Source organism: Salinibaculum rarum (assembly GCF_030505615.1).
Taxonomy (GTDB): domain Archaea; phylum Halobacteriota; class Halobacteria; order Halobacteriales; family Haloarculaceae; genus Salinibaculum; species Salinibaculum rarum.
The window spans coordinates 999,264-1,019,148 of sequence record NZ_CP129992.1; the positions used below are offsets into that span (position 1 = coordinate 999,264).

Here is a 19,885-nt window from a genome sequence, read left to right on the forward strand (position 1 = left end):
CAGACCTGACCTACCACGTCGACGGCCGACTCGTCCCGGCATCGGAAGCGACTGTCAACGTCCGCGACCGCGGCTTTCTGTACGGTGACGGCGTCTTCGAGACGCTGCGCGTCTACAACGGCGACATCTTCGAGTGGGAGAGCCACGCCGAGCGGTTTGCCCGCTCGCTCCGGGCGCTCGATTTCGACGAGGCGATGCCACCGGTCGACGACCTCGAACAACGCGTCCTCGATACAGTCGCGGCAAACGACTTCAACGACGCCTACGCCCGCGTCTCGATGACCCGCGGCGTACAGGCGGGCAAACTCACGCCCGACCCCAGAGTCGCGCCGACGATTACGGTCATCGTCGACGAACTCCCGCGGGGCGGGACTGGCGGTGAATCCGTCTGGGACGACCCCGCGACGCTCCGGACTGCCGAGACGCGCCGGATTCCGTCGGCCGCCATCCCGGCGAACGCAAAGACGCACAACTACCTCAACGGCATCCTCGCGCGACTCGAACTGGAGGGGACCGACGCCGACGAGGCGATTATGGCCGACATGGACGGGTATCTCACGGAGGGGGCGACGAGCAACGTCTTCTTCGTCGATGGCGGGACGCTCAAGACGCCGGCGACGGACCTCGATTTGCTCCCCGGGGTCACCCGCGGCGTCGTCCTGGATATTGCCCGCTCGGAGGGGTTACCGGTTGAGACGGGCCACTACTCCATTCCGGACCTCCGGAGCGCAGACGAGGCGTTCGTCACGAACACGACCTGGGAGGTGCGGCCGGTGACCAGCGTCGACGGCACCGACCTGGACGTGGGACCGATGACGCGACTCCTCGGGAAACTGTTCGACGAGCGCGTCGAGGCGGAACACTACTGAATCGCACCGTTCAAGCCGCTCGCTTTCGAACCGGGAGTGTATGGACGAGGCCAGTCGGATTGCGACAGTCGACGACGTTCCCGAGGACGGGTCGTTTCTCTTTACGGTCCGCGATGGGTTCGACCTCGAAGAGGCAATCCTGTTGCAACTCGCCGACGGCGTCGTCGCGATGAAAAACTCCTGTCCCCACTGGACGGACGTCCGCTTCGATTCGGGCAGTGGCGCGGAAGTGCGCAACGACGAACTCGTCTGCACGAAACACGGCGCGACCTTCGAGCGCGAGACCGGCTACTGCACTCACGGACCCTGTGAGGGGGCGACCGTCGAACAACTGGACGTGACCGTCGACGACGGCGTCGTCTACCTGACCGACGACGACTACGACTTCGAGCAGACCGGGCCGTCGGGCGAACACGACCTCTCTTCGCGTGGCCGTATCGGCTTCTCCGGGAACTGAGTGCGGCCGGCCGCTGTTCTTCTGACTGCCTCACTCGACGCGAAACACCGGCTCTGCGACGCCTTCGTTTTTGCACTCGGGACACCGACTCGGCCGGTTCACCAGGTCGTCGAAGTCGGTAAAGCCACACTCTTCGCATTCCGGGGGTGCGACGAGAAGTTCCTCGTCTGTCCCGTCGAGCGAGCGTGCGATGTGCTGGACGTGGTCGAGTGCCGTCGTCGCCCGGATGTCGAACTCCCGGGCGAGCGTGCCGGCAGGAAGGGCCTGGTCACGCAGGCGGTCTGCGATTCGTTCGCGTGTCGTCCGACTCGCCTCGCGCATACTGGCCCTTCTCTGTGAACGATTATCACCGTTTCGCCGGCAGCAGGATGAAAAGGGATTTACCCGGCCCATGGGACGTTCGGAATATGAAAGCAGTCGTACTCGCTGGGGGGTACGCCACACGGCTGTGGCCTGTTACCCGCCACCGTCCGAAGATGCTCCTCCCGGTCGGCGAGACGACCGTCATCGACACGATTCTCTCGCAACTGGAGGACGACGACCGTATCGACGACGTGTTCGTCTCCACGAACGAGCGTTTTGCCGAGGACTTTCGCGACCACGTGGCCGACACCGGTTTCGAGAAACCGACACTCTCTATCGAGGACACCACCGACGAAGACGAGAAGTTCGGCGTCGTCGGCGCGCTCGCCCAACTGGTCGAACGGGAGGGTATCGTCGACGAGGACCTGCTCGTCATCGCGGGTGACAACCTCATCAGTTTCGACGTGGCCGACTTTCTGGATTTCTTCGAGGAGAAATCGGCACCGACGCTCGCTGCCTACGACGTCGGCTCCCGCGAGAAGGCAAAGTCCTACGGGCTGGTCGACCTCGATGGCGACCGCGTCGTCGATTTCCAGGAAAAGCCCGACGACCCACCGAGCACGCTCGTCTCGATTGCCTGCTACGCGTTCCCGGCCGAGAGCGTCCGCTTCGGGGAGTATCTCGAGGGCGGTAACAACCCCGACGAACCCGGCTGGTTCATCCAGTGGCTCGTCGAGCACAGCGAGGTCCACGCGTTCACGTTCGACGGCGCGTGGTACGACATCGGCACGCCCGAGAGCTACCTCGAAGCCGTCGCCTGGGCACTCGATGGGGACTCAATCGTCGCGGAGTCGGCCACCGTCGACGACACCGACATCGGCGAGAACGTCCACGTCATGGCCGACGCGACGGTCCAGAACGCCGACCTCGACCGTTCGCTCGTGTTCCCCGGCGCTACCGTCGCCGATTCGATGGTTCGCGATTCCATCATCGACAGCGAGGCGACCGTTCACGACCTCGACCTCTCCGGCGCGCTCATCGGCTCGCACAGTCGCATTTCGAACGGCAAATAGTGGGGCCGTCTCACCGGACGACCGTCACCGGCACTGGCGACCGTCGCGTGACTGACTCTGCAACGCTGCCCAGCAGTACACGACTCGCACCGGTACGGCCGTGACTGCCGATGATGACGTGGTCGACCCCGTTCTCCTCGACGTAGTCGACGACCGAACGCGAGACATCCCCGACGACGTAATCTGTCTCGATGGTTACTCCTTTGGCAGCGGCATCTTCTCGAACGCCTTCCAGCAACTGCTCTGCGTGCTGTTCTCGACTCTCCAGGATGCCCTCTTCGGGCATCGCACCCTCGATACTGGCGCCTGCAAACGCATCGCGCGGGTCGACGACGTTGAGGGCCGTAATCGCCGCCTCCGGATACTGTTCGGTTGCGAACCGGATGGCCTCGTCAGACGGTTCTGACTCGTCTACCGGTACCAGGACATGGTCCGTCATGTGTGAACGTAAGGCACTGCCCACTATGAATCCTGTTTGCAAAACCACATTTTGAGAACGCAAGAGTGCGGCGGGAAATCACGTCTGGTCGGTCACCGCGACAGTTCGATGGCAGTCTCTACCCTGCGGCCGCCGTTCTCCCTCGGCGGTCGGTTACTGTCGCTCGATTTCGTGGCGACCGAACCCGTAGCGGAGCCGGTTTGCCAGGCGTCGCGAGAACCGACCCTCGCCGTCGCCGGTCGCCCGCGAGTTGAACCGCTCGGTGAGTGCCTGGTAGATGAGCGGGAGTGGCACTTCCTGTTCCAGTGACTCCTGGACGGTCCAGGTCCCGGTCGAACCGCCGGAGACGTGGTCGGCCACGTCGCCGAGGTCGTTGCCCTCCTCGCGGAACGCTTCCTCACAGAGTTCCAGCAGCCAAGAGCGGATGACCGCGCCGTTGTTCCAGGTGCGTGCGACTGCCTCCATATCGAGGTCGTACCGCCCCTCGTGAAGCAGTTCGAAGCCTTCGCCGTAGGCCTGCATCAGGGCGTACTCGACGCCGTTGTGGACCATCTTCACGTAGTGGCCGCTCCCGGCGGGACCCATCCGGTCGTGGCCATCCGGGCCGGTGGCGACGGCGTCGAAGACCGGTGTCAGTTCGTCGTAGGCCCACTCGGGGCCGCCGACCATCAGCGAGAAGCCGAGTTCTGCACCGGCAGGGCCGCCGGAGGTGCCACAGTCGAGATACGCGGCCTCGGTTTCGTCTGCACGGCGGGTCGAATCGTGGAAGTTGGAGTTGCCACCGTCGACGATGACGTCGTCGGCGTCGACGTGTGGCTCGAGTTCGTCCAGCGCGGCGTCGACGGCGTCGCCGGCGGGGACCATCAGCCAGATGCGTTTCTCCTCGCCCAGTTGGTCTGCGACGTCGGCTATCGAGTCGGCGGGGGTCGCACCGGCGTCGGCCATCTCTGCGACGGCGTCGTCGTCGATGTCGAACGCGACCACGTCGTGGCCGTCGTCTATGACCCGCTGTGCGACAATCTGTCCCATCCGTCCGAGTCCGACGAGTCCGAGTTCCATACCTGCGGGTCATCGGGTAGGCAGGTAGGGATTGTGATTTCACGCGTACAGACTGGCCTGTGTCGGTCCTGGCCAGAACGACGTCCTGCAGTGCGATTGCATCGTGTTCGTCGAAGACGGCCGTGGCCTCGTCGAGCAGTCGGGTCCCAATTCTCTCCCCAGTCGTCCGGCGAGACGTAGATGCTGACTTGCTCGACCCGAAGCGGTCGTGTTGTGGCCGGAGTAGGGGCGACCAATCGGGCGCTGGTGTGACTGTCAGAAAGCGAGACTAGGCTGGTAAGCGAAAATTTATACAGCCGACACTCTACCCCTCGCGTATGGACGTGGTCACGTCGGTAGTACGCTGGCTACCAGCGTGAGACCGGTCGCCGTCGTTTTCCCACGGATTACCGACCGACCACAGTCGAGAGTGAACCATGAGTGAGATACCAGACTCGTACGACCCGGACAGGGCAGAACAGAAGTGGCGCGAGGCGTGGCAGGAGATGGACGTCTACAGCTACAACGGAACGAAACCCGACTACGTCGTCGACACGCCGCCGCCGTACCCGACGGGCAACCTCCACATCGGGAACGCCCTGGGCTGGTGTTACATGGACTTTGCCGCCCGCTATCACCGCCTCCAGGGCGAGGACGTGCTCTTCCCGCAGGGGTGGGACTGTCACGGCCTCCCCACCGAAGTCAAAGTCGAAGAGAACAACGACATCCACCGCACGGACGTGCCCCGCGAGGAGTTCCGGGAGATGTGCATCGACCACACCGAAGACCAGATCGATGCGATGCGCGAGACGATGCACACGCTCGGTTTCTCCCAGGACTGGGACCACGAGTTCAAGACGATGGACGACTCCTACTGGAGTCAGACCCAGCGCTCGTTCGTCCAGATGGCAGACAACGACTACGTCTATCAGGACGAACACCCCGTCAACTGGTGTCCCCGGTGTGAGACTGCTATCGCCGACGCGGAAGTCGAGACCGAGGAAGGCGTCGAGGGGACGCTCTACTACATTACCTTCGACGGTATCGACAACGACGACATCGAGATTGCGACGACGCGCCCGGAACTGCTCTCTGCGTGTGTCTCGATGGCCGTCGACCCCGACGACGAGCGCTACGAAGACCGCATCGGCGACACCTTCGAGGTGCCCCTGTTCGGTCAGGAAGTCGAACTCATCTCGGACGAAGAGGTCGACGGCGACTTCGGGACCGGCGCGGTGATGATCTGTACGTTCGGGGACAAACAGGACGTCGACTGGTGGATGAGCTACGACCTCGACCTGCGCCAGGTCTTCACCGAGGACGGCCACCTGACCGAGGAGGCCGGCGACTATGCTGGGCTCTCCATCGACGAGGCAAAGGAGGAAATCGTCGAGGACCTACATTCGGAGGGCTATTTGAACAAGTCCGAACCGACCACCCAGAACGTCGGGCAGTGCTGGCGGTGTGACACGCCCATCGAGATTCTCTCGAAAGAGCAGTGGTTCATCGAGGTTCGCCAGGACGAGATTCTGGAGTCCGCCCAGGAGGTCGACTGGATTCCCGAGCACATGTACGACCGCCTCGAAGAGTGGACCGAGGGGATGGAGTGGGACTGGGTGGTCTCCCGCCAGCGCGTCTTCGCGACGCCGATTCCCGCGTGGTTCTGCAACGACTGTGGCCACACTCACGTCGCCCACGAGGACGCCCTGCCGGTCAAACCGACCGAGGAAGACCCCGGTATCGACTGTCCCGACTGTGGCAGCGACGACTGGACCGGCGAGACGGACGTGATGGACACGTGGATGGATTCTTCGATTACACCGCTGTACGTCCGCGGCTGGCCCGACGAGAGTTTCGAGCCGACGGCGCTGCGACCGCAGGGCCACGACATCATTCGGACGTGGGCGTTCTACACTATCCTCCGGACCGCCGCGCTCGAAGACGAGATTCCGTGGGAGGAGATTCTCGTCAACGGGATGGTCTTCGGCGACGACGGCAACAAGATGTCAAAGTCCCGTGGGAACTTCGTCCAGCCCGAGGAAGTCGTCGAGGAACACTCCGCCGACGCCTTCCGGCAGGCGATGGCGCTTGGCGGCCAGCCCGGGAGCGACATCCAGTTCCAGTGGAAGGAGGTCACCTCCGCCTCGCGCTTCCAGACGAAGGTGTGGAACATCACCCGCTTTGCGGGCCAGCACTTGGAGGCGGACCGCGACCCGCCGTCGGACCCGGCTTATCGGGACGCCGACCGCTGGATTCTCTCGCGGTGTTCGACGGTCGCAGACAACGTGGCCGAGCATATGGACGCGTACCGCTTCGATGCGGCGCTGCGCGAACTCCGGGAGTTCGTCTGGCACGACCTCGCCGACGACTACCTGGAACTCATCAAGGGACGGCTCTACGAGGGCCGCCCCGGCGAGCGCGATGCCGCCAGAGAGGCGCTCTTTACGGCGCTGTCGGCTTCCCTGCGGATGCTTGCGCCGTTTGCACCGTTCCTGGCTGAGGAGGCCTGGGACGCACTGCCGAGCACCGAGGGGTCGATTCACGTCGCCGAGTGGCCCGACATCGACATGGCCAACGAGGAGAGCGAACTCGTCGGGCAACTCATCGCCGACACCGCCTCGACGGTGCGTGGCTGGAAGTCCGACGAGGGGATGGCACTGAACGCCGACCTCTCGAAAGTCGAAGTGTACCCCGACGAGATGCCCGAGGCCGCCGTCGACACCTACGACCTCTCGGAGGCAGTCAACGCTCCCGTTCACGTCCGGGCAGGCCAGCCAAACGTCGAACTCGTCCCCGTCGACGTGGACCCTGACCACTCGGTCATCGGGCCGGAGTTCCGCGACCAGGCCGGCCAGGTCGTCGGCGCACTCGAATCGATGGAACCTGAGGAGATACAGCGCCAGAAGGACCTCGACGGCGAAATCGAGGTCGAACTCGGAGACGAAGTCGCCGTCGTGCCCGGCGACGCTGTCGACATCGAGTCAGAACACCGCGCGGAAGGCGGCGAGGAAGTCGTCGTCCTCGACGAGGCGTTCGGGACCGTCCTGCTCTATCCCTGACTGCGCGGCCCCCTTGACTACCGTTTCGTGGCGAGAGATTAGACAGCACCGGCTATACGTCGAGACCCGTCTTGAGTAGCAAAAGCGGAAAGAGTGTAGGTGGGTGGGGGTGGGGGTGGGGTGGCACCCAAATGGGTGCATTCACGGGTTCGAACCATATTATTAAGAAATTTGTGGTTATCCCGTTCGGCAATCATCTCTCATCTCGTGGGATTTGCAGACGGGTGGTCACTCCGGCGTTGGGTCAGACCAGTCAGGGACACCGGGCAGTAGCCATTTGTGCCCGCGGGCAGTAGGTGAACGCGTGACAACCGTCGCCTCGCCCGGTGGGGGAGTGCAGGTTCGGCAGGCCGAGCGTGCCGACCTGCTTGCGGTCCACCGCATCGAGCAGGCCTCGTTTCCACAGCCGTGGCCGTTCGACGCCTTCGAGCGGTATCTCGACGAACCGGGATTTCTCGTCGCCGACGACGGGACTGTCCTCGGGTACGTCGTCGCGGACTCGGTGCCCAATCACGGCCGCCCGCTCGGCCATATCAAAGACATCGCGGTCCGGGAGCCCGTCCGTGGGGAGGGTATCGGCTCGACGCTGCTCGAACGGGCACTCGGCGTGCTCGCTGCCCGCGGTGTCTCGTCGGTCAAACTGGAAGTCCGGGAGTCGAATACGGTAGCACAACGGCTCTACCGGGAGTACGGGTTCGTTCACCGGCGGACGGTCCCGCGCTACTACAGCGACGGCGAGGACGCGCTCGTGCTCGTGTGCGACCAGTAGCCATTTCTCCGCGCGCGCCCACCCGTCGGGTATGGGCTACGTCTGTCCCGTCTGTGAGGACCCGCAGGCCGACACGATACACCTGGCCAACCATCTCGCCTTCACCGCACTCGTCCGGGGCGGCGACCACGAGGAGTGGCTGGACGAGCACGTCCCCGACTGGGAGTCGATGGACGAGGAGACGCTCGGCGAGCACCTGACAGTTGACGCCGACGAGACCGACTACCCGCAGGTTTTCGAGGACACCACCGACCAGCCACACGACCACGAACACGACCACGGACACGCCGGCGGACACGACAGCGGGCACGCGACTCAGGGACTCTCGGATGCGATGCTGGCCGACGCCAGAGAGGAACTGGCCGACGAGGACCTCGACAACCCCGAAGACGTGCTGGCCGAGGCGCGGGAACTGACCCGCAAGCGCCACGAACAGCGCGCCGACGAGGACGACTCCGAAAGCGAATAGAGGCCGCCAGCCCAACCGATACGTATGGAAACCGAGGGGCTGTTTGCACCCGAGACGGCCAGCGCGGCTCGCGAGCGCTACGACGCACTCGGCCCGTCCGCACAGACCGTCGTCAAGGAAGTGACGCGCGCGATGGAGTTCGACGCTGCCGAATACGACGACCGCGTCTCCAGTGCGGTCGTCGAGACGGCGCGTGACGCGCTCTTTGCGTCCATGCTCGAAGTCCGTGTCGGCACCCGCGAGGAGTTCGACGAGTGGCGCGACTCGACCGACTGTGCGCTCACGGTCGAAGGCAGCGACAACGTCGACAACGTCGTCTGGCACGTCGCGCCCTTCGCTGACGAAGTGGTCGCCGCGACTTACAACGAGAAGCGCCGGGCAGCGGTCGACACCCTCCGGCGACAGGCCTTTGGCCGCATCTACCGGGAGGTCGTCTGATGCGTACCCGCACGCGCAACGCCATCCTGGTCATCCTCGCTGTCCTCGTCGCCTTGCTCGCGCTCGGTGCGCTCCCGGGCCTGCTCAAGAGTGGCGACCCCTACTACCTGACCGTCGAGCCACAGGGTGCCTGGAACGGGACCGACGAGCGACTCGACGGAACGAACCAGACGGCGGTGAACGTAAGCGACCTCTCCGAGCAGCGCTACCCCTTCACGACGACGGCACTCGACAACGCCGCGTCGAACGCCTCGGGGCAGTCCGACCCCTACTGGAAGGGCCCAATCGGATTCAAGGAGTCGTTTACACACTCCGTGTTCGACGAGCGTGAAGCACTCTCCCGCCAGAACGCCTCGGCCGTGACCGACGAGGGGGTCTACGTCCACGACGGCCGGACCGTCTATCTACTCACCATCACACAGGACGACCAATGACCGACGAGAACTCACCCGACGCGACGACCGACACAGCAGCCGAAAACGAGACGTTCGCCGACCACGACTGGCCGGTCCTCGACAGCGCCGTCGAGTACGAGACCGGCTGGTACGACGGCGGATACGACGAGGTCGAACAGCCAGATGGCACCACGAAAAAGTACTACTGGGCGGACCTGGCCCCGGCCGTGGTCATCGTCGCCCGACACGGCGACGAACTCGTGATGGTCGAGCAGTATCGCCCGGCCATCCGCGAGCGCCACCTCGAACTCCCCGCGGGCATCGTCGAGGACGGCGAGTCCTTTACCGAGGCGGGCGCGCGGGAACTCCGCGAGGAGACTGGGTTCGACCCCGCCGCTATCTCCCTGCTGGAGGATTTCTGGGTCGCCACCGGCGCGATGCGCCACCGGCGAGGCATCGTCTTCGCGGAGGGACTGGAACCGGTCGATGTCGACCGTGACAGCAACGAATTTCTGGAGGTCCAGACTGTCCCGGTCGAGGAGGCACTGGCGGTCGCACGCCGCCAGCCGGCAAACGACGCCACCATCGAAGGGGTCCTCCTCGCGCAGGTCGAGGGCCTGCTCTGAGCAACGCTCGGACCCAAACGTCACCGATTTGTCTCTGTATCTCTCAGTGCTGGCCATGGATGGCGAAATCGAGCCCGACCGGCTCGAAACCGAACTCGACAGTGACGACGACCCGCTGGTCGTGGACATCCGAAACCCGCCCGCGTTCCAGCAAGGCCACATCCCCGAGAGCGTGAACGTCCCACTGTCCCAGCTGACACAGCGCGTCGACGAGATTGCCGATGCTGACCACGTCGTCACCGTCTGCCCGCACGGCCAGGCCAGCGTCAAGGCCGCGCGCCTCATCGCGTCCTACGACGGGTTCGACGGCCGCGTCGACAGCCTCCACGGCGGATTGACGTCGTGGGACGGCCCACTCGACACCGAGACAGCCGACGCCCCTGCCGACGAAGGTCCAGAAGCCCCGTTTTAGACCCGCTCGCTTCTCTTTCCAATCGTACTCCTGAGCGTAGGGAGTCGATACGCGGCCTCAAAGACATAAAATTAGTTGTAATTAACCGAGTTCCCGTATTCAATCCAACACACGCAGACAAAATCAAAAATAGCTGTCAATATGCTCTACTCATAAAGAAAACTCATAATACTAGCTCGAATACAAAATTATAATGTGCTAAAACACAGAAATATACAATGTCGTCTAACCTTCGTTGGTATGGCTCGAACTCCACTCGAAAGTGCGCGTCTTCGTCCGACAACGGCGGAATACAGAAACCGTCCCGAAAGCTCGGCTGTATCTGAGCGGCCCTTTCTCTCCCGCTAAATTACAAATACTTCCATCAAAATAACCTCACTTCGACCGGCGCCAATGGGAGCCAGAAGTGGAATCGTCCGGACGGACCGAAGTTAGATTTCGGTGACGCGTTCGTAGTCGTCGTCCAGTGCGGCGGCGTCTTCCTCGAGCAGGGCGACGACGAGGTAGTCGGCGTACGCCTGCATATAGTCGACGAGTTTGGCGATGCGTTCGGAGTCAATCGCCTCCAGGGAGTCAAGCAGGATAAACGGGACGTCCTCGTAGACTTCGTGTGCGAGATAGCCCGCCAAAGCGAAGATGAGTCCCGTCACCTCCCGTTCGCTCTCGCTGAGGTGCTCGAAGTCGTCTTCGTAGGCGACGCCGTCGTCGGTGGTTCGGACGATGTGTAGGCGAAACTCGGTTTTCGTGACCTTCCGGCGACCCTCCCGGACTTCGCTTTCGGCGCGTTCGACCCAGATGCGGTCGATGTTTGCGTAGTTCAGGATGTCGAGGACGGTCTCCATGTGGTCGTTGAACGCTTCGACGGCCTGCTCCTCGATGCGGTCGATTCGAGTCCGGAGGTCCGCCAGCTGGTCGGTGATGTCCTCCTTTCGCTGTTCGAGCGTCTCCGTCTCCTCGAGTTGCTCCTCTATCTCTTCGATCTCCGACGCGACGCTCTCGCGTTCGTCTTCCAGCCTGTCGAGTTGCAGTTCCAGTTCGTTGACCTCGCGGTGGGCTTCGAGTACCTCCGAGCGGTCCTGCTCCTCGAGGGCTTCGACTGCCGCTTCGAGGTCGTCGATTTGCTCGACCAGTTCCTCACGTTTCGTCTCCAGCGTGTCGACTTTCTCCGTTCGCTCTTCGATTTCCCGTTCGACTTCGTTGAGCCGGCGCTCGACTTCTCGGCGCTCCTGCCGGGCGGATTCGATGGCGGACCGCTTGTCTTTGAGTTCTGCGAGTTCGGAATCGATGTCACTTTGCTGGTTGTACTTCTCCGTCCGGAGGTCCTGCAGTCGCTCGATGGTCTCCTCGATTTTCTCCTGGTCGACCTCGGTGCCACACGTCCAGCAGACGATCGACTCCGAATCGTCGACGAGCTGGTCCGTCAGCGAGCCGTCGGTGTCGTCGCCCCGGAGCGCCGCGGCGACGTCACGGCTGGTCCCCCCCAGCATCTCCTCGTTGAACTGGATGACGTTCTGGAGCTTGCCCAGTTCCCGTTCGAGGCGCTGTTTTCGGTCGCGAAGGCTGTTGATCTCGGCTTTGATTTCGTCGAGATTGCCGTCGTCCTCTTCTTCGTCGAGTTCCGCCTGCTGTCGTTCGAGGTCTGCCTGCTCTTTTTCGAGTGATTCGAGGCTCTCGCGTTCGCTGTCGAGACGGAACTCGGTGGTGTCAAGCTCCGAGCGGGTCTGCTGGAGCGTCTCCATCTTCGTTTCGAGTTCGGACTGCTCGGCGCGGGCCTCCTCGGCGTCGGCCGAGCGCTCGTCGAGTTCTGTCTGTGCCGTCTCGAGTTCGGCGCGGGTCTGCTCGATTTCATCGTCGAGGTCGACGAGCTGTGACTCCAGGTTCGGGAGCCGGTTTCTGAGTGACTCCCGCTCTTCGATTTTGGCCTCGATGTCGTCGCGCTCGTTTTGAAGCCGTCTGATTTCGGCTTTGATTTCGTCGGCGTCGACCGGCTTCATGATGATGTCACGGAGGTCACCACCGAGCGCGACCGTTCGCCGGGCCTCGTTCGATTCGAGGAGAAACGCAAAGAGGTCTGCAAGCTCGGGGTCGTCGAGATACGGGTCGCCGCCGAGCGCGACCGTGTCGGCGCGGCGTTCGAGGTCCCGGGTGTACTCGGTGTCCCCAATCTGGAGACTGACGTGTCCTTCCTCTGCGTCACCTTTGAGTGAGACGTGTTCGCTCCCCAGCGCAGCCATAATCGTCTGCAGGAGCGAGGTCCTGTTCGTGGCGTTGCGCCCGGTCAGAATCGTCACGCCCGGGTCGAACGCCACTGTCGTCCGCTCGATGCCGCCGATGTTCTCGGCCTCTAAACGGACTTGGTTTTGCGGTCGCTCTTTCGATTCCATACCTGTTCCCGGCGCCCCACCACCATAAAAACCATCGGAATCTGTTGACACTTGGCGAAGCCGACTCACTCACACGTACAGCCACCACGCGCGAGCAGACTCGACAGTTCGTACTGTGTCTCACAGTCCTGGCAGTACACGCGGAGGTCGACGGTGGTGTCGAACGACCCCAGGGTGATCGTCTCGTCGTTTTGCAGTTCCGTCAGCGAGTTTTCCATGACTGCGGCCGTTCTGCTCCGGAGCCGCTGGATGCGCTCTTCGTGTTTTTCGAGCGGGTCGGTCTCGTCGCGGTCGTCTTTGCTCACGCCGAGTGCCTTCGTGAGGTAGGTGTACACCGCCTGGTGGGTCACGAACTCGTCCTCACACTGGTCGACATCGACCCCGGCACGCTCCAGGCGGTTGCGCTGTTGTGTCCGGACCCCGACGCTCACGTCGTCGTCGGTGACGAGCCGATACGCGTTCTCTGCTTCCCCATCGAGCGGGTCCATCCCGGCTTCCTCCATCGCCTGCCGCAACACTGCGACGTTTATCCGCTCTGCCAGCGCGCGGAGACTCTCTGCCTCGCCCGACTCACCCAGCCACCGCTCTGGCAGCGCCTCGTGGAGGTCCATGAGGTCGTGCTCCGAGAGTACCCGCCCGACCTTGTATCTCGTCTGCACGTCGGTTTCGTTGGCCATCTGTCCGTCTGTTGGTCGAAATGCTACTTACACATTGTGACTCACACGACCAGCGAGGGCACGCCCCGACGGATGCCCCGGATGCGTCTCGAGACGATTTATAAACTGAACATTTCCACGAGGGAAATTGGCGTGGGTAACTACGGCTGGTGTGTCGGTGACCGTGGCGACTTCTCCGGATAGCATCACACGAGTATGGCTGTAATGGCTGTCATGGAACGTGCTGTTCTCACTGGAACGCGGGGATGCCGGTCAAGTCGTGGCCGACGATGAGCGTGTGGATGTCGTGGGTCCCCTCGTACGTGTAGACTGTCTCCATGTTGGCCATGTGTCGCATCGGCGAGTAATCGGCCGTGATACCGTTGCCGCCGAGTATTTCGCGGGCGATACGCGACTGGTCGCGCGCCATGCGGACGTTGTTGCGCTTTGCCATCGACACCTGTTCGGGACGCATCTCTCCCGTCTCTTTTAGCTCGCCCAGCTGGTGGGCCATCAGCTCGGCCAGGGTAATCTGTGTGGCCATCTCCGCGAGTTTGTCCTGCTGGAGCTGAAAGCGGGCGATGGGGCCGCCGAACTGCTCGCAGTCACCCGCATATTGCAGGGCCGTCTCGAAACAGTCCTTTGCGGCCCCGACGGCACCCCAGACGATACCGTAGCGCGCCTGGGTGAGACAGGACAGCGGCCCGCCCATCCCCTCGATGTCCGGCAGGACGTTCGCCTCGGGTACCCACACGCCGTCCAGCTGTATCTCACCGGTGATAGAGGCACGGAGCGACAGTTTTCCGTCTATCTTCTCGGTCGCTATCTCGTCGCGGTCGGTTTCGACGAGGAAGCCACGGACCGGTGTGTCCGGGTCCGACCGGTCGCGCGCCCAGACGAGCGCGACGTCTGCAATCGGCGCGTTGGTAATCCAGGTCTTCGTTCCGTCGAGGACGTACCCGTCGCCGTCGCGCTCGGCGCTCGTCGCCATCCCGCTCGGATTCGACCCGTGTTCGGGCTCGGTCAGCCCGAAACAACCCACCGCCTCCCCGGCGGCCAGTCTGGGGAGCCACGTCTCCTTTTGCTCTTTGGACCCGTAGGCATGAATCGGATACATCACGAGCGCCCCCTGAACGCTGGCCATCGAGCGCACGCCAGAGTCACACGCCTCCAGTTCCTGCATCAACAGGCCGTACGCCGTCTCGCTTACGTTCGGCAGTCCGTACCCGTCCAGGTTCGGGGCATAAAAGTCGAGTTCGCCCATCTCCGTGATGAGTTCTCTCGGAAACGTCCCGTCCTGCCAGTGGTCGGCGATGTCTGGCTGGACACTATCCTGTACGAACTCGCGTGCCGTGTCCCGGATGAGCCGCTCTTCCTGGGACAGGTTCCGGTCTACGTCGAAATAATCCAACATAGGACACACTCTCCGTGATTGCCAATAGACTTTTTCCCGCCGGTGCTGTCTTCGGGACCGCAGACTGGCGCTCGATATATTGGATAGAAATCATTGTAGTAAAATTCAAACTTTGAGAGTAGTAGTTAGAATTTTATGCGTGTATGCGGGTCTTCCAGTATGGGGAAACTCGAGGGCATCTCGGCGGCAAGGCTCCGTGACAGGCTGGATACAGTCGAGAGTGCGAAGGCAGCAAAGCGGCTGATGGTTGTGCTCGCGTATCTTGACGGCGTTTCGGTTACGACGTTGAGCGACCGATACGATATTCCCCCGTCGACGCTGTACTACTGGCTCGACCGCTTCGAGGAGCGGTCGCTCGAAGATGCAATCGAAGACCAGGCTCGACCGGGTCGGCCGACTAAACTCGACGACGATGACCGTGTTGCCTTCGAGGAGACACTCCGGAATCCACCGCAGGACGCCGGCTACGACGCCGATGAGTGGACTCCCGAACTCGCCAAGCAGTACCTCGAAGAGGCCTTCGACGTATCCTACTCAGCAGGCCATATCCGCCACTACTTCGACCATCTCCTGTGACCTATCGACACGCGCCCGACTCCACGGTCGCCCTCATCCGGTCTTCCTCTACTGGTGGACGCCTGAGTCTGTGTTCCACCGCCTGTTCTATCCGTTGTATCTCGAACTGTTACAACTCTTCAGTCCTTTGAGTTATAACTACTTTTATAAACACTCTCGTCCTACAACCCGGTAGCCGGGAGCTATCACTGTGTCAATTGCCGGCGTGGTCTGGGAGCAACCGAGTTTCGGAGGGGTCGTTCGAACGGTGTGGTGGCTCAGTTTGAGTTCTCATCACAAGGGGCTGAGCGGGGGTAACGTCTCGTCATCGCCACCACTGTCCCGTCGGGTACCCAGTCGCAAAAGTGTCGCGCATCGCTGGACACGGACACTCGCGACGTGTCTCGTCGGTCACTTCCACGTCCACCGTGCGTCGAGTACGTACCGATAGATACCGCTGATGAGAATTGCGGCTGCGTTTGCGAGCAGGTACGGAACGCCTTGCCACTCGACGAGTACAAAGAGGATAGCGAGCTGTATCGGGATTGCCGTTCCGCGAACGACGTTCGTCTTGAGCAAGCCGAACAGATAGCTTCTGACTCCGGTTTTCCGAGAGCCCCGGAAGGTCCAGGCGTTGTTCAGGATATACGAGAGGACAATCGTCGCTTCGATTGCGAGTACCGCACCGACGAGGTAGTTGAGGCGAGCCCTGTCGACGAGCAGCCACAGCAACACCATCTGTGCGCCCGCGGCGACGATTCCGACAGCGACGAACCGGCGCAACTGCGGCGCTATCGGGCCGTCCGCGAGCTGCCGGAGGAAAGCGCGCAGCGACTGGAACATCTATCGATAGCCGAGTGCCTCCAGACGCGCCCCGAGGTCGTCGTCGACAGCCTCGATATCCTGTTCGGCCCGGTCACGGAGCATGCTCGCGTGTTCGCCGACGACCGCACTGAACCTGTCGATAACTTGCTGGTGTGTCGCCGCCGGGTCTTTGGCCAGGTTGTCCTGCTGTGTCGGGTCCGACGGCCGGTCGTACAGCTCCGTCGAGCCGTCGTCGACGTTCTCGATGTACGTCCAGCCGCGGTCCCGGACGCTCACGAGCAGGTCGCCGCCAGACAGCGCCCGGGGAATCGGCTGTGCCGTCACCTCCTCGCCGCGAACGGTGACCGACACCACCGGCTCGTCGGCCGGCGAAACGCCGTCGACGACACTCGCCGCCAGCGAGTCACCCTCCCACTCCGGAGGAGCATCGACACCCATGAAACCGGCCACGGTCGGCGGGATGGCGTCGAGACCGACCTGCTGTTCGACGCGGCGCCCCTCCGTACCGGGGACGTCGACGACGAGTGGCACCCGAATCAACTCGTCGTACAGTTTCGGGTAGTGGGCGAGGTGGCCGTGTTCCTGGAACTCTTCGCCGTGGTCGCTGGCCAGGACGACGGCAGTCTCGTCCTCGACACCGCTTGCCGAGAGGGTCTCCAGCAGCCGACCGATACTGGCGTCGATCTGTCGGGTCGCCGCCTGGTAGAGCGTTCGCAGGTCCGCAAGCGTTCGCTCGCCGACCTCCAGCCCCAGCCCCGTTCGCGTGTGGGCGTGTAGCATTCGGTGGGTGCCCAGCAGGGTCGAGGACACCTCGCGGATGTATCGCGGCGCTGGGACGTACGGTGTGTGCGTGTCCATGTAGTGGACCCACAGGAAAAACGGCGAATCAGTCTCCTCGATAAACTCCGTCGCGGCGTGTTCGACGTCGAACATCCGGGACGTATCGAGAAACGGTCGGTCGTCGGTCTCCCCGCGGAGCCACGACCCGAGTCGCCGGGCGGGCGACATCGCCAGTTGGAGCCACGCTTCGACCGTCGGATGGGTCGCGAGATACCGGCTGTAGATGCTCGACCCGACGCTCGCGACGAACGGCTCGAACTCGTCGAAGCCGTCGTCGTAGCCCCAGTGTGAGGTGAGAAATCCGTTTGCAGCGTTGAAACCGCCCGTCGAGACGCCGGCTTCTGCGAGTGTCGTCGCGAGTGTCGTCGACTCGTCGACGCCGATGCGTCCCGTCTCGGCAAACACCGGCTGAGACGCAAGAATCGCTGGGAACGAGAACGGCGTCCAGTTCCCGGTCGCAAAGGCGCGCTCGAAGACGGTCCCGCGCTCGGCGAGTGAGTCCATCACTGGCGTGTGTCGCTTGTCGGTCTCAATCGCGTCCGCTCGCAACGAGTCGACCGTGACGAGAACGACATTCGAGATGTCGGCACTATCCATGGGCGATGACACTCTCGGTGTCCGCTCTCGGGACTGGGGGCGGGCGTTGCTCTGGGTGTGCGGGCGAGAAACTGACGCGACACCGGAGCGTGTCTGTCCGTGCCCTGTGAGAACCTCCAGTCGGGAGAAACACCACTGTGGTCACTGACAGGTAGTTATCGGCTTTATTGTTTCGGTGTTCTAGATGCCCAGGTGATGAAAATATACGGACAGAAACCGACAGTTGGCCGGTTTGTCTCGATTGTGTCAGGGACTGGTCGACTGGCGGACTCCAGTCCTATTCGAAAGGCGATACGATGCTGGCGACACCAGTTCAGGCCGATGCGGTGTAGCCGGCGTCTTCGACGGCTGCGACGAGTGCCTCCGTGTCGGCCTCTCCCTCGACAGTCGCCTGTTCGTTTTCGCGGTCGACGGTGACGTGTTCGACACCGGCGACGCCCCCGAGTGCTTCTTCGACGCTCTGCTCGCAGTGTTCACAACTCATTCCCTCGACAGTGAGTGTCTGAGACATTGTCGACCGTACGGGCTCGCCGGTTATGTTCATTTCTGATTCGACTGTGACCGTCAGACACGGCCGCTGGGGGATGGCTCCCGCTGTGTAACTCTGATTACCGTTCTTGCGCCCACAGTCCAAGGAAGGTGAGGACACTCACCGTCAGTCCCACAGCGGCGACGATGGTTCCCGAAAGGCCGTCTCCGGCGAGGTTCACGTAATTCAGTGCCGCCAACCCGACGACAGTGAGCCCGAACGCTGCGAACGCACTCATCGTGCGTCGTTCCAGCCTGTCGAAGTCCTCGTACGCCACCGCAACGGCTGTGAGAATCGCGAGGCCAGCGAGAATACCGACAGGGAGGCCCACGAGCGCGGAGAACTCGAACGCGAGGAGTTCGATGACGAGCACGGTGACGAGTAGCACCGTCGTGAGACCAGCCCCGAGTGCCGTGAGTGCGTGCCGGGCGTTCATACCTGCTCGTTTGCTTGCCGGCGATAAATAGCCTCACCCGGAATACCAGCTGGCGTACTCACGGTGTCGTTCGACGGCGCGTGCGACCGCCTCCTGGTCGAGTAGCCCACGTTCGGTCACCACGCCGTCGATACAGTCCGGCGGCGTCACGTCGAAGGTGCGATTCAGGACCGTCACTGGTCTGTCGCCGTCGTACACTGCATCGGACTCGCGTGGTTCGAGGTCTATCTCGCCGTCCGGGGAGAGTTTGTCTACCGCTGTCGTCACGAACACCTCGATACCTTCGAAGGAACTGCAAATCGCGGCGGCGCGGGTTCCGACCTTGTTGACCACGCGGCCGTCCGCGAGGACGGTGTCTGCACCGACGAGCAACACGTCGGCGTCCCAGGTTGCGAGTGCGTGGACAAAGCCCGCGTCGGTGGTCAGTGTCACGTCGGTCTCGTCTGCCAGCGATTCGGCGACAGCGACACCCTCTCGCCCCGGACGGGACTCGGCGACCAGCACCGCCTCGGGGTCGGCGTACTGTAGCGCCTGGTGGACAGTGCCCGACCGGGACAGCGTGGCGACGCGGCGGCCGGTGACGTGGTCGACGGCCCGCTCTGCCGCACGCCGGTCGGCGCTGACCGCCCGCTCGATGGCCGTCGCCGCGACGTGTTCGACCGGCCGCGCGGTAACTTCCGCTCGCACGGCGTCCATCACGCGGTTGACGCGATTGCGGACGACCGACATTGAAGGGCGAGCGTCGAGCAGCGCCCTGGCCGTCTCGGCCACCCGCTCGCAGTCGTCGCCCGCCCGTGCTGTGATCGCGGCCTCGTCCCGGAGCACTTCGAGTGCGCGCACGGAGATGTACGCCGCCCCGTGCTCGCGGTCGGTCGCCACCGTCTCGACGGTCGGCCGCACCCTGTCGTAGGACGTCCAGAGGTCGGGGACCGTCTCGCGGTGGACGATTGCAGTCGGGGCGACCCACTCGTAGGCGCTGGTCTCCCAGTTTGGTGTCACGTCACGGTGGGCGGCGTCGAAGAGAAACGGATGGACGAGCCAGCGAATCCCGGCCTGTTCGTCCTCGACGTGGAACGGGTCCCCACGGCGCACGAGGGTCACGTCCGCCTCGGGGTCCATGCCCGTCTCCTCTCGAATCTCTTGGCGGGCGGCCGCCTCGGGGTCGCCCTCGGCGTGGCCGGCGACTGCACCCCACAAACCCGTGTAGGAACCGACGGTTTCGCTGCGCCGACAGAGCAGGATGGCCCCCTCGTGGCGCAGAAAACAGGTGACGACCGCCCGCTCTTCCATGCGCGCTGGATT

At 63.2% G+C, this 19,885-nt stretch carries 22 protein-coding genes; 11 read left to right on the forward strand and 11 right to left on the reverse strand.

The window, feature by feature from the left end; genetic code table 11:
• Window positions 1-5: 5 nt before the first annotated feature.
• Window positions 6-869: an aminotransferase class IV gene (locus QYL91_RS05425; RefSeq protein ID WP_302082834.1), complete on the forward strand. Its 864-nt coding sequence runs from the start codon at window positions 6-8 to the stop codon at window positions 867-869.
• A gap of 40 nt (window positions 870-909) precedes the next feature.
• Window positions 910-1,326, forward strand: coding sequence for a Rieske (2Fe-2S) protein (locus tag QYL91_RS05430; RefSeq protein WP_302082363.1), 417 nt, complete (start codon window positions 910-912; stop codon window positions 1,324-1,326).
• A 30-nt stretch (window positions 1,327-1,356) separates the two neighbouring features.
• On the opposite strand, the gene QYL91_RS05435 is transcribed toward QYL91_RS05430, so the two are convergent.
• The gene (locus QYL91_RS05435; protein ID WP_302082364.1) at window positions 1,357-1,647 is read right to left on the reverse strand and encodes a transcriptional regulator; all 291 of its coding nucleotides are present in this window, start codon (window positions 1,645-1,647) and stop codon (window positions 1,357-1,359) included.
• A gap of 86 nt (window positions 1,648-1,733) precedes the next feature.
• On the opposite strand from QYL91_RS05435, the gene QYL91_RS05440 reads away from it, so the two are divergent.
• Window positions 1,734-2,702: an NDP-sugar synthase gene (locus QYL91_RS05440; protein ID WP_302082365.1), complete on the forward strand. Its 969-nt coding sequence runs from the start codon at window positions 1,734-1,736 to the stop codon at window positions 2,700-2,702.
• A 10-nt stretch (window positions 2,703-2,712) separates the two neighbouring features.
• On the opposite strand, the gene QYL91_RS05445 is transcribed toward QYL91_RS05440, so the two are convergent.
• Both QYL91_RS05445 and gnd read right to left on the reverse strand, forming a co-directional pair.
• Window positions 2,713-3,141 carry a universal stress protein gene (locus QYL91_RS05445; protein ID WP_302082366.1) on the reverse strand — a complete coding sequence of 143 codons (429 nt, stop codon included), beginning with the start codon at window positions 3,139-3,141 and terminating at the stop codon, window positions 2,713-2,715.
• Between the two features lie 153 nt (window positions 3,142-3,294).
• The gene (gene gnd, locus QYL91_RS05450) at window positions 3,295-4,200 is read right to left on the reverse strand and encodes a phosphogluconate dehydrogenase (NAD(+)-dependent, decarboxylating) (RefSeq protein WP_302082367.1); all 906 of its coding nucleotides are present in this window, start codon (window positions 4,198-4,200) and stop codon (window positions 3,295-3,297) included.
• 416 nt (window positions 4,201-4,616) lie between these two features.
• Here gnd and QYL91_RS05455 point away from each other — a divergent pair, with 416 nt between their 5' ends.
• From QYL91_RS05455 to QYL91_RS05485, 7 genes are all read left to right on the forward strand, one after another.
• Window positions 4,617-7,238 (forward strand): valine--tRNA ligase, encoded by a 2,622-nt coding sequence (locus tag QYL91_RS05455; RefSeq protein ID WP_302082368.1) that lies wholly within the window; start codon window positions 4,617-4,619, stop codon window positions 7,236-7,238.
• Between the two features lie 304 nt (window positions 7,239-7,542).
• The gene (rimI, locus tag QYL91_RS05460) at window positions 7,543-8,007 is read left to right on the forward strand and encodes a ribosomal protein S18-alanine N-acetyltransferase (protein WP_302082369.1); all 465 of its coding nucleotides are present in this window, start codon (window positions 7,543-7,545) and stop codon (window positions 8,005-8,007) included.
• A 31-nt stretch (window positions 8,008-8,038) separates the two neighbouring features.
• The gene (locus QYL91_RS05465; RefSeq protein WP_302082370.1) at window positions 8,039-8,476 is read left to right on the forward strand and encodes a DUF5810 domain-containing protein; all 438 of its coding nucleotides are present in this window, start codon (window positions 8,039-8,041) and stop codon (window positions 8,474-8,476) included.
• A gap of 24 nt (window positions 8,477-8,500) precedes the next feature.
• Window positions 8,501-8,914, forward strand: coding sequence for a DUF5809 family protein (locus tag QYL91_RS05470; protein WP_302082371.1), 414 nt, complete (start codon window positions 8,501-8,503; stop codon window positions 8,912-8,914).
• The gene (locus tag QYL91_RS05475) at window positions 8,914-9,348 is read left to right on the forward strand and encodes a hypothetical protein (RefSeq protein WP_302082372.1); all 435 of its coding nucleotides are present in this window, start codon (window positions 8,914-8,916) and stop codon (window positions 9,346-9,348) included. Before QYL91_RS05470 ends, QYL91_RS05475 begins: the two co-directional genes overlap by 1 nt.
• Window positions 9,345-9,935, forward strand: a complete 591-nt coding sequence (locus QYL91_RS05480) for an NUDIX hydrolase (RefSeq protein WP_302082373.1) — start codon at window positions 9,345-9,347, stop codon at window positions 9,933-9,935. Before QYL91_RS05475 ends, QYL91_RS05480 begins: the two co-directional genes overlap by 4 nt.
• Before the next feature lie 55 nt (window positions 9,936-9,990).
• Complete coding sequence (locus QYL91_RS05485) at window positions 9,991-10,347, forward strand: rhodanese-like domain-containing protein (protein ID WP_302082374.1); 357 nt, start codon at window positions 9,991-9,993, stop codon at window positions 10,345-10,347.
• Window positions 10,348-10,778: 431 nt separating this feature from the next.
• On the opposite strand, the gene QYL91_RS05490 is transcribed toward QYL91_RS05485, so the two are convergent.
• From QYL91_RS05490 to QYL91_RS05500, 3 genes are all read right to left on the reverse strand, one after another.
• A complete protein-coding gene (locus QYL91_RS05490) occupies window positions 10,779-12,731 on the reverse strand; it encodes an archaea-specific SMC-related protein (RefSeq protein ID WP_302082375.1) in 1,953 nt (650 codons plus the stop codon).
• A 65-nt stretch (window positions 12,732-12,796) separates the two neighbouring features.
• Window positions 12,797-13,408 carry a rod-determining factor RdfA gene (gene rdfA, locus QYL91_RS05495; RefSeq protein WP_302082376.1) on the reverse strand — a complete coding sequence of 204 codons (612 nt, stop codon included), beginning with the start codon at window positions 13,406-13,408 and terminating at the stop codon, window positions 12,797-12,799.
• 229 nt (window positions 13,409-13,637) lie between these two features.
• Entirely contained in the window at window positions 13,638-14,801 is a 1,164-nt protein-coding gene (locus QYL91_RS05500; RefSeq protein WP_302082377.1) for an acyl-CoA dehydrogenase family protein, read from the reverse strand.
• Between the two features lie 159 nt (window positions 14,802-14,960).
• Here QYL91_RS05500 and QYL91_RS05505 point away from each other — a divergent pair, with 159 nt between their 5' ends.
• Window positions 14,961-15,377 (forward strand): helix-turn-helix domain-containing protein, encoded by a 417-nt coding sequence (locus QYL91_RS05505; RefSeq protein ID WP_302082378.1) that lies wholly within the window; start codon window positions 14,961-14,963, stop codon window positions 15,375-15,377.
• Window positions 15,378-15,767: 390 nt separating this feature from the next.
• Here the strand turns inward: QYL91_RS05505 and QYL91_RS05510 are convergent, their stop codons facing one another.
• The 5 genes from QYL91_RS05510 to QYL91_RS05530 form a co-directional block, all read right to left on the reverse strand.
• The gene (locus QYL91_RS05510) at window positions 15,768-16,199 is read right to left on the reverse strand and encodes a GtrA family protein (protein ID WP_302082379.1); all 432 of its coding nucleotides are present in this window, start codon (window positions 16,197-16,199) and stop codon (window positions 15,768-15,770) included.
• Entirely contained in the window at window positions 16,200-17,618 is a 1,419-nt protein-coding gene (locus tag QYL91_RS05515; RefSeq protein ID WP_302082380.1) for a sulfatase-like hydrolase/transferase, read from the reverse strand.
• Window positions 17,619-17,931: 313 nt separating this feature from the next.
• Window positions 17,932-18,129: a CopZ family metallochaperone gene (locus QYL91_RS05520; protein ID WP_302082381.1), complete on the reverse strand. Its 198-nt coding sequence runs from the start codon at window positions 18,127-18,129 to the stop codon at window positions 17,932-17,934.
• 97 nt (window positions 18,130-18,226) lie between these two features.
• Complete coding sequence (locus QYL91_RS05525) at window positions 18,227-18,583, reverse strand: DUF8147 domain-containing protein (protein WP_302082382.1); 357 nt, start codon at window positions 18,581-18,583, stop codon at window positions 18,227-18,229.
• A gap of 33 nt (window positions 18,584-18,616) precedes the next feature.
• Window positions 18,617-19,873, reverse strand: coding sequence for an eIF2B alpha/beta/delta subunit family protein (locus QYL91_RS05530; protein WP_302082383.1), 1,257 nt, complete (start codon window positions 19,871-19,873; stop codon window positions 18,617-18,619).
• Window positions 19,874-19,885 lie beyond the last annotated feature (12 nt).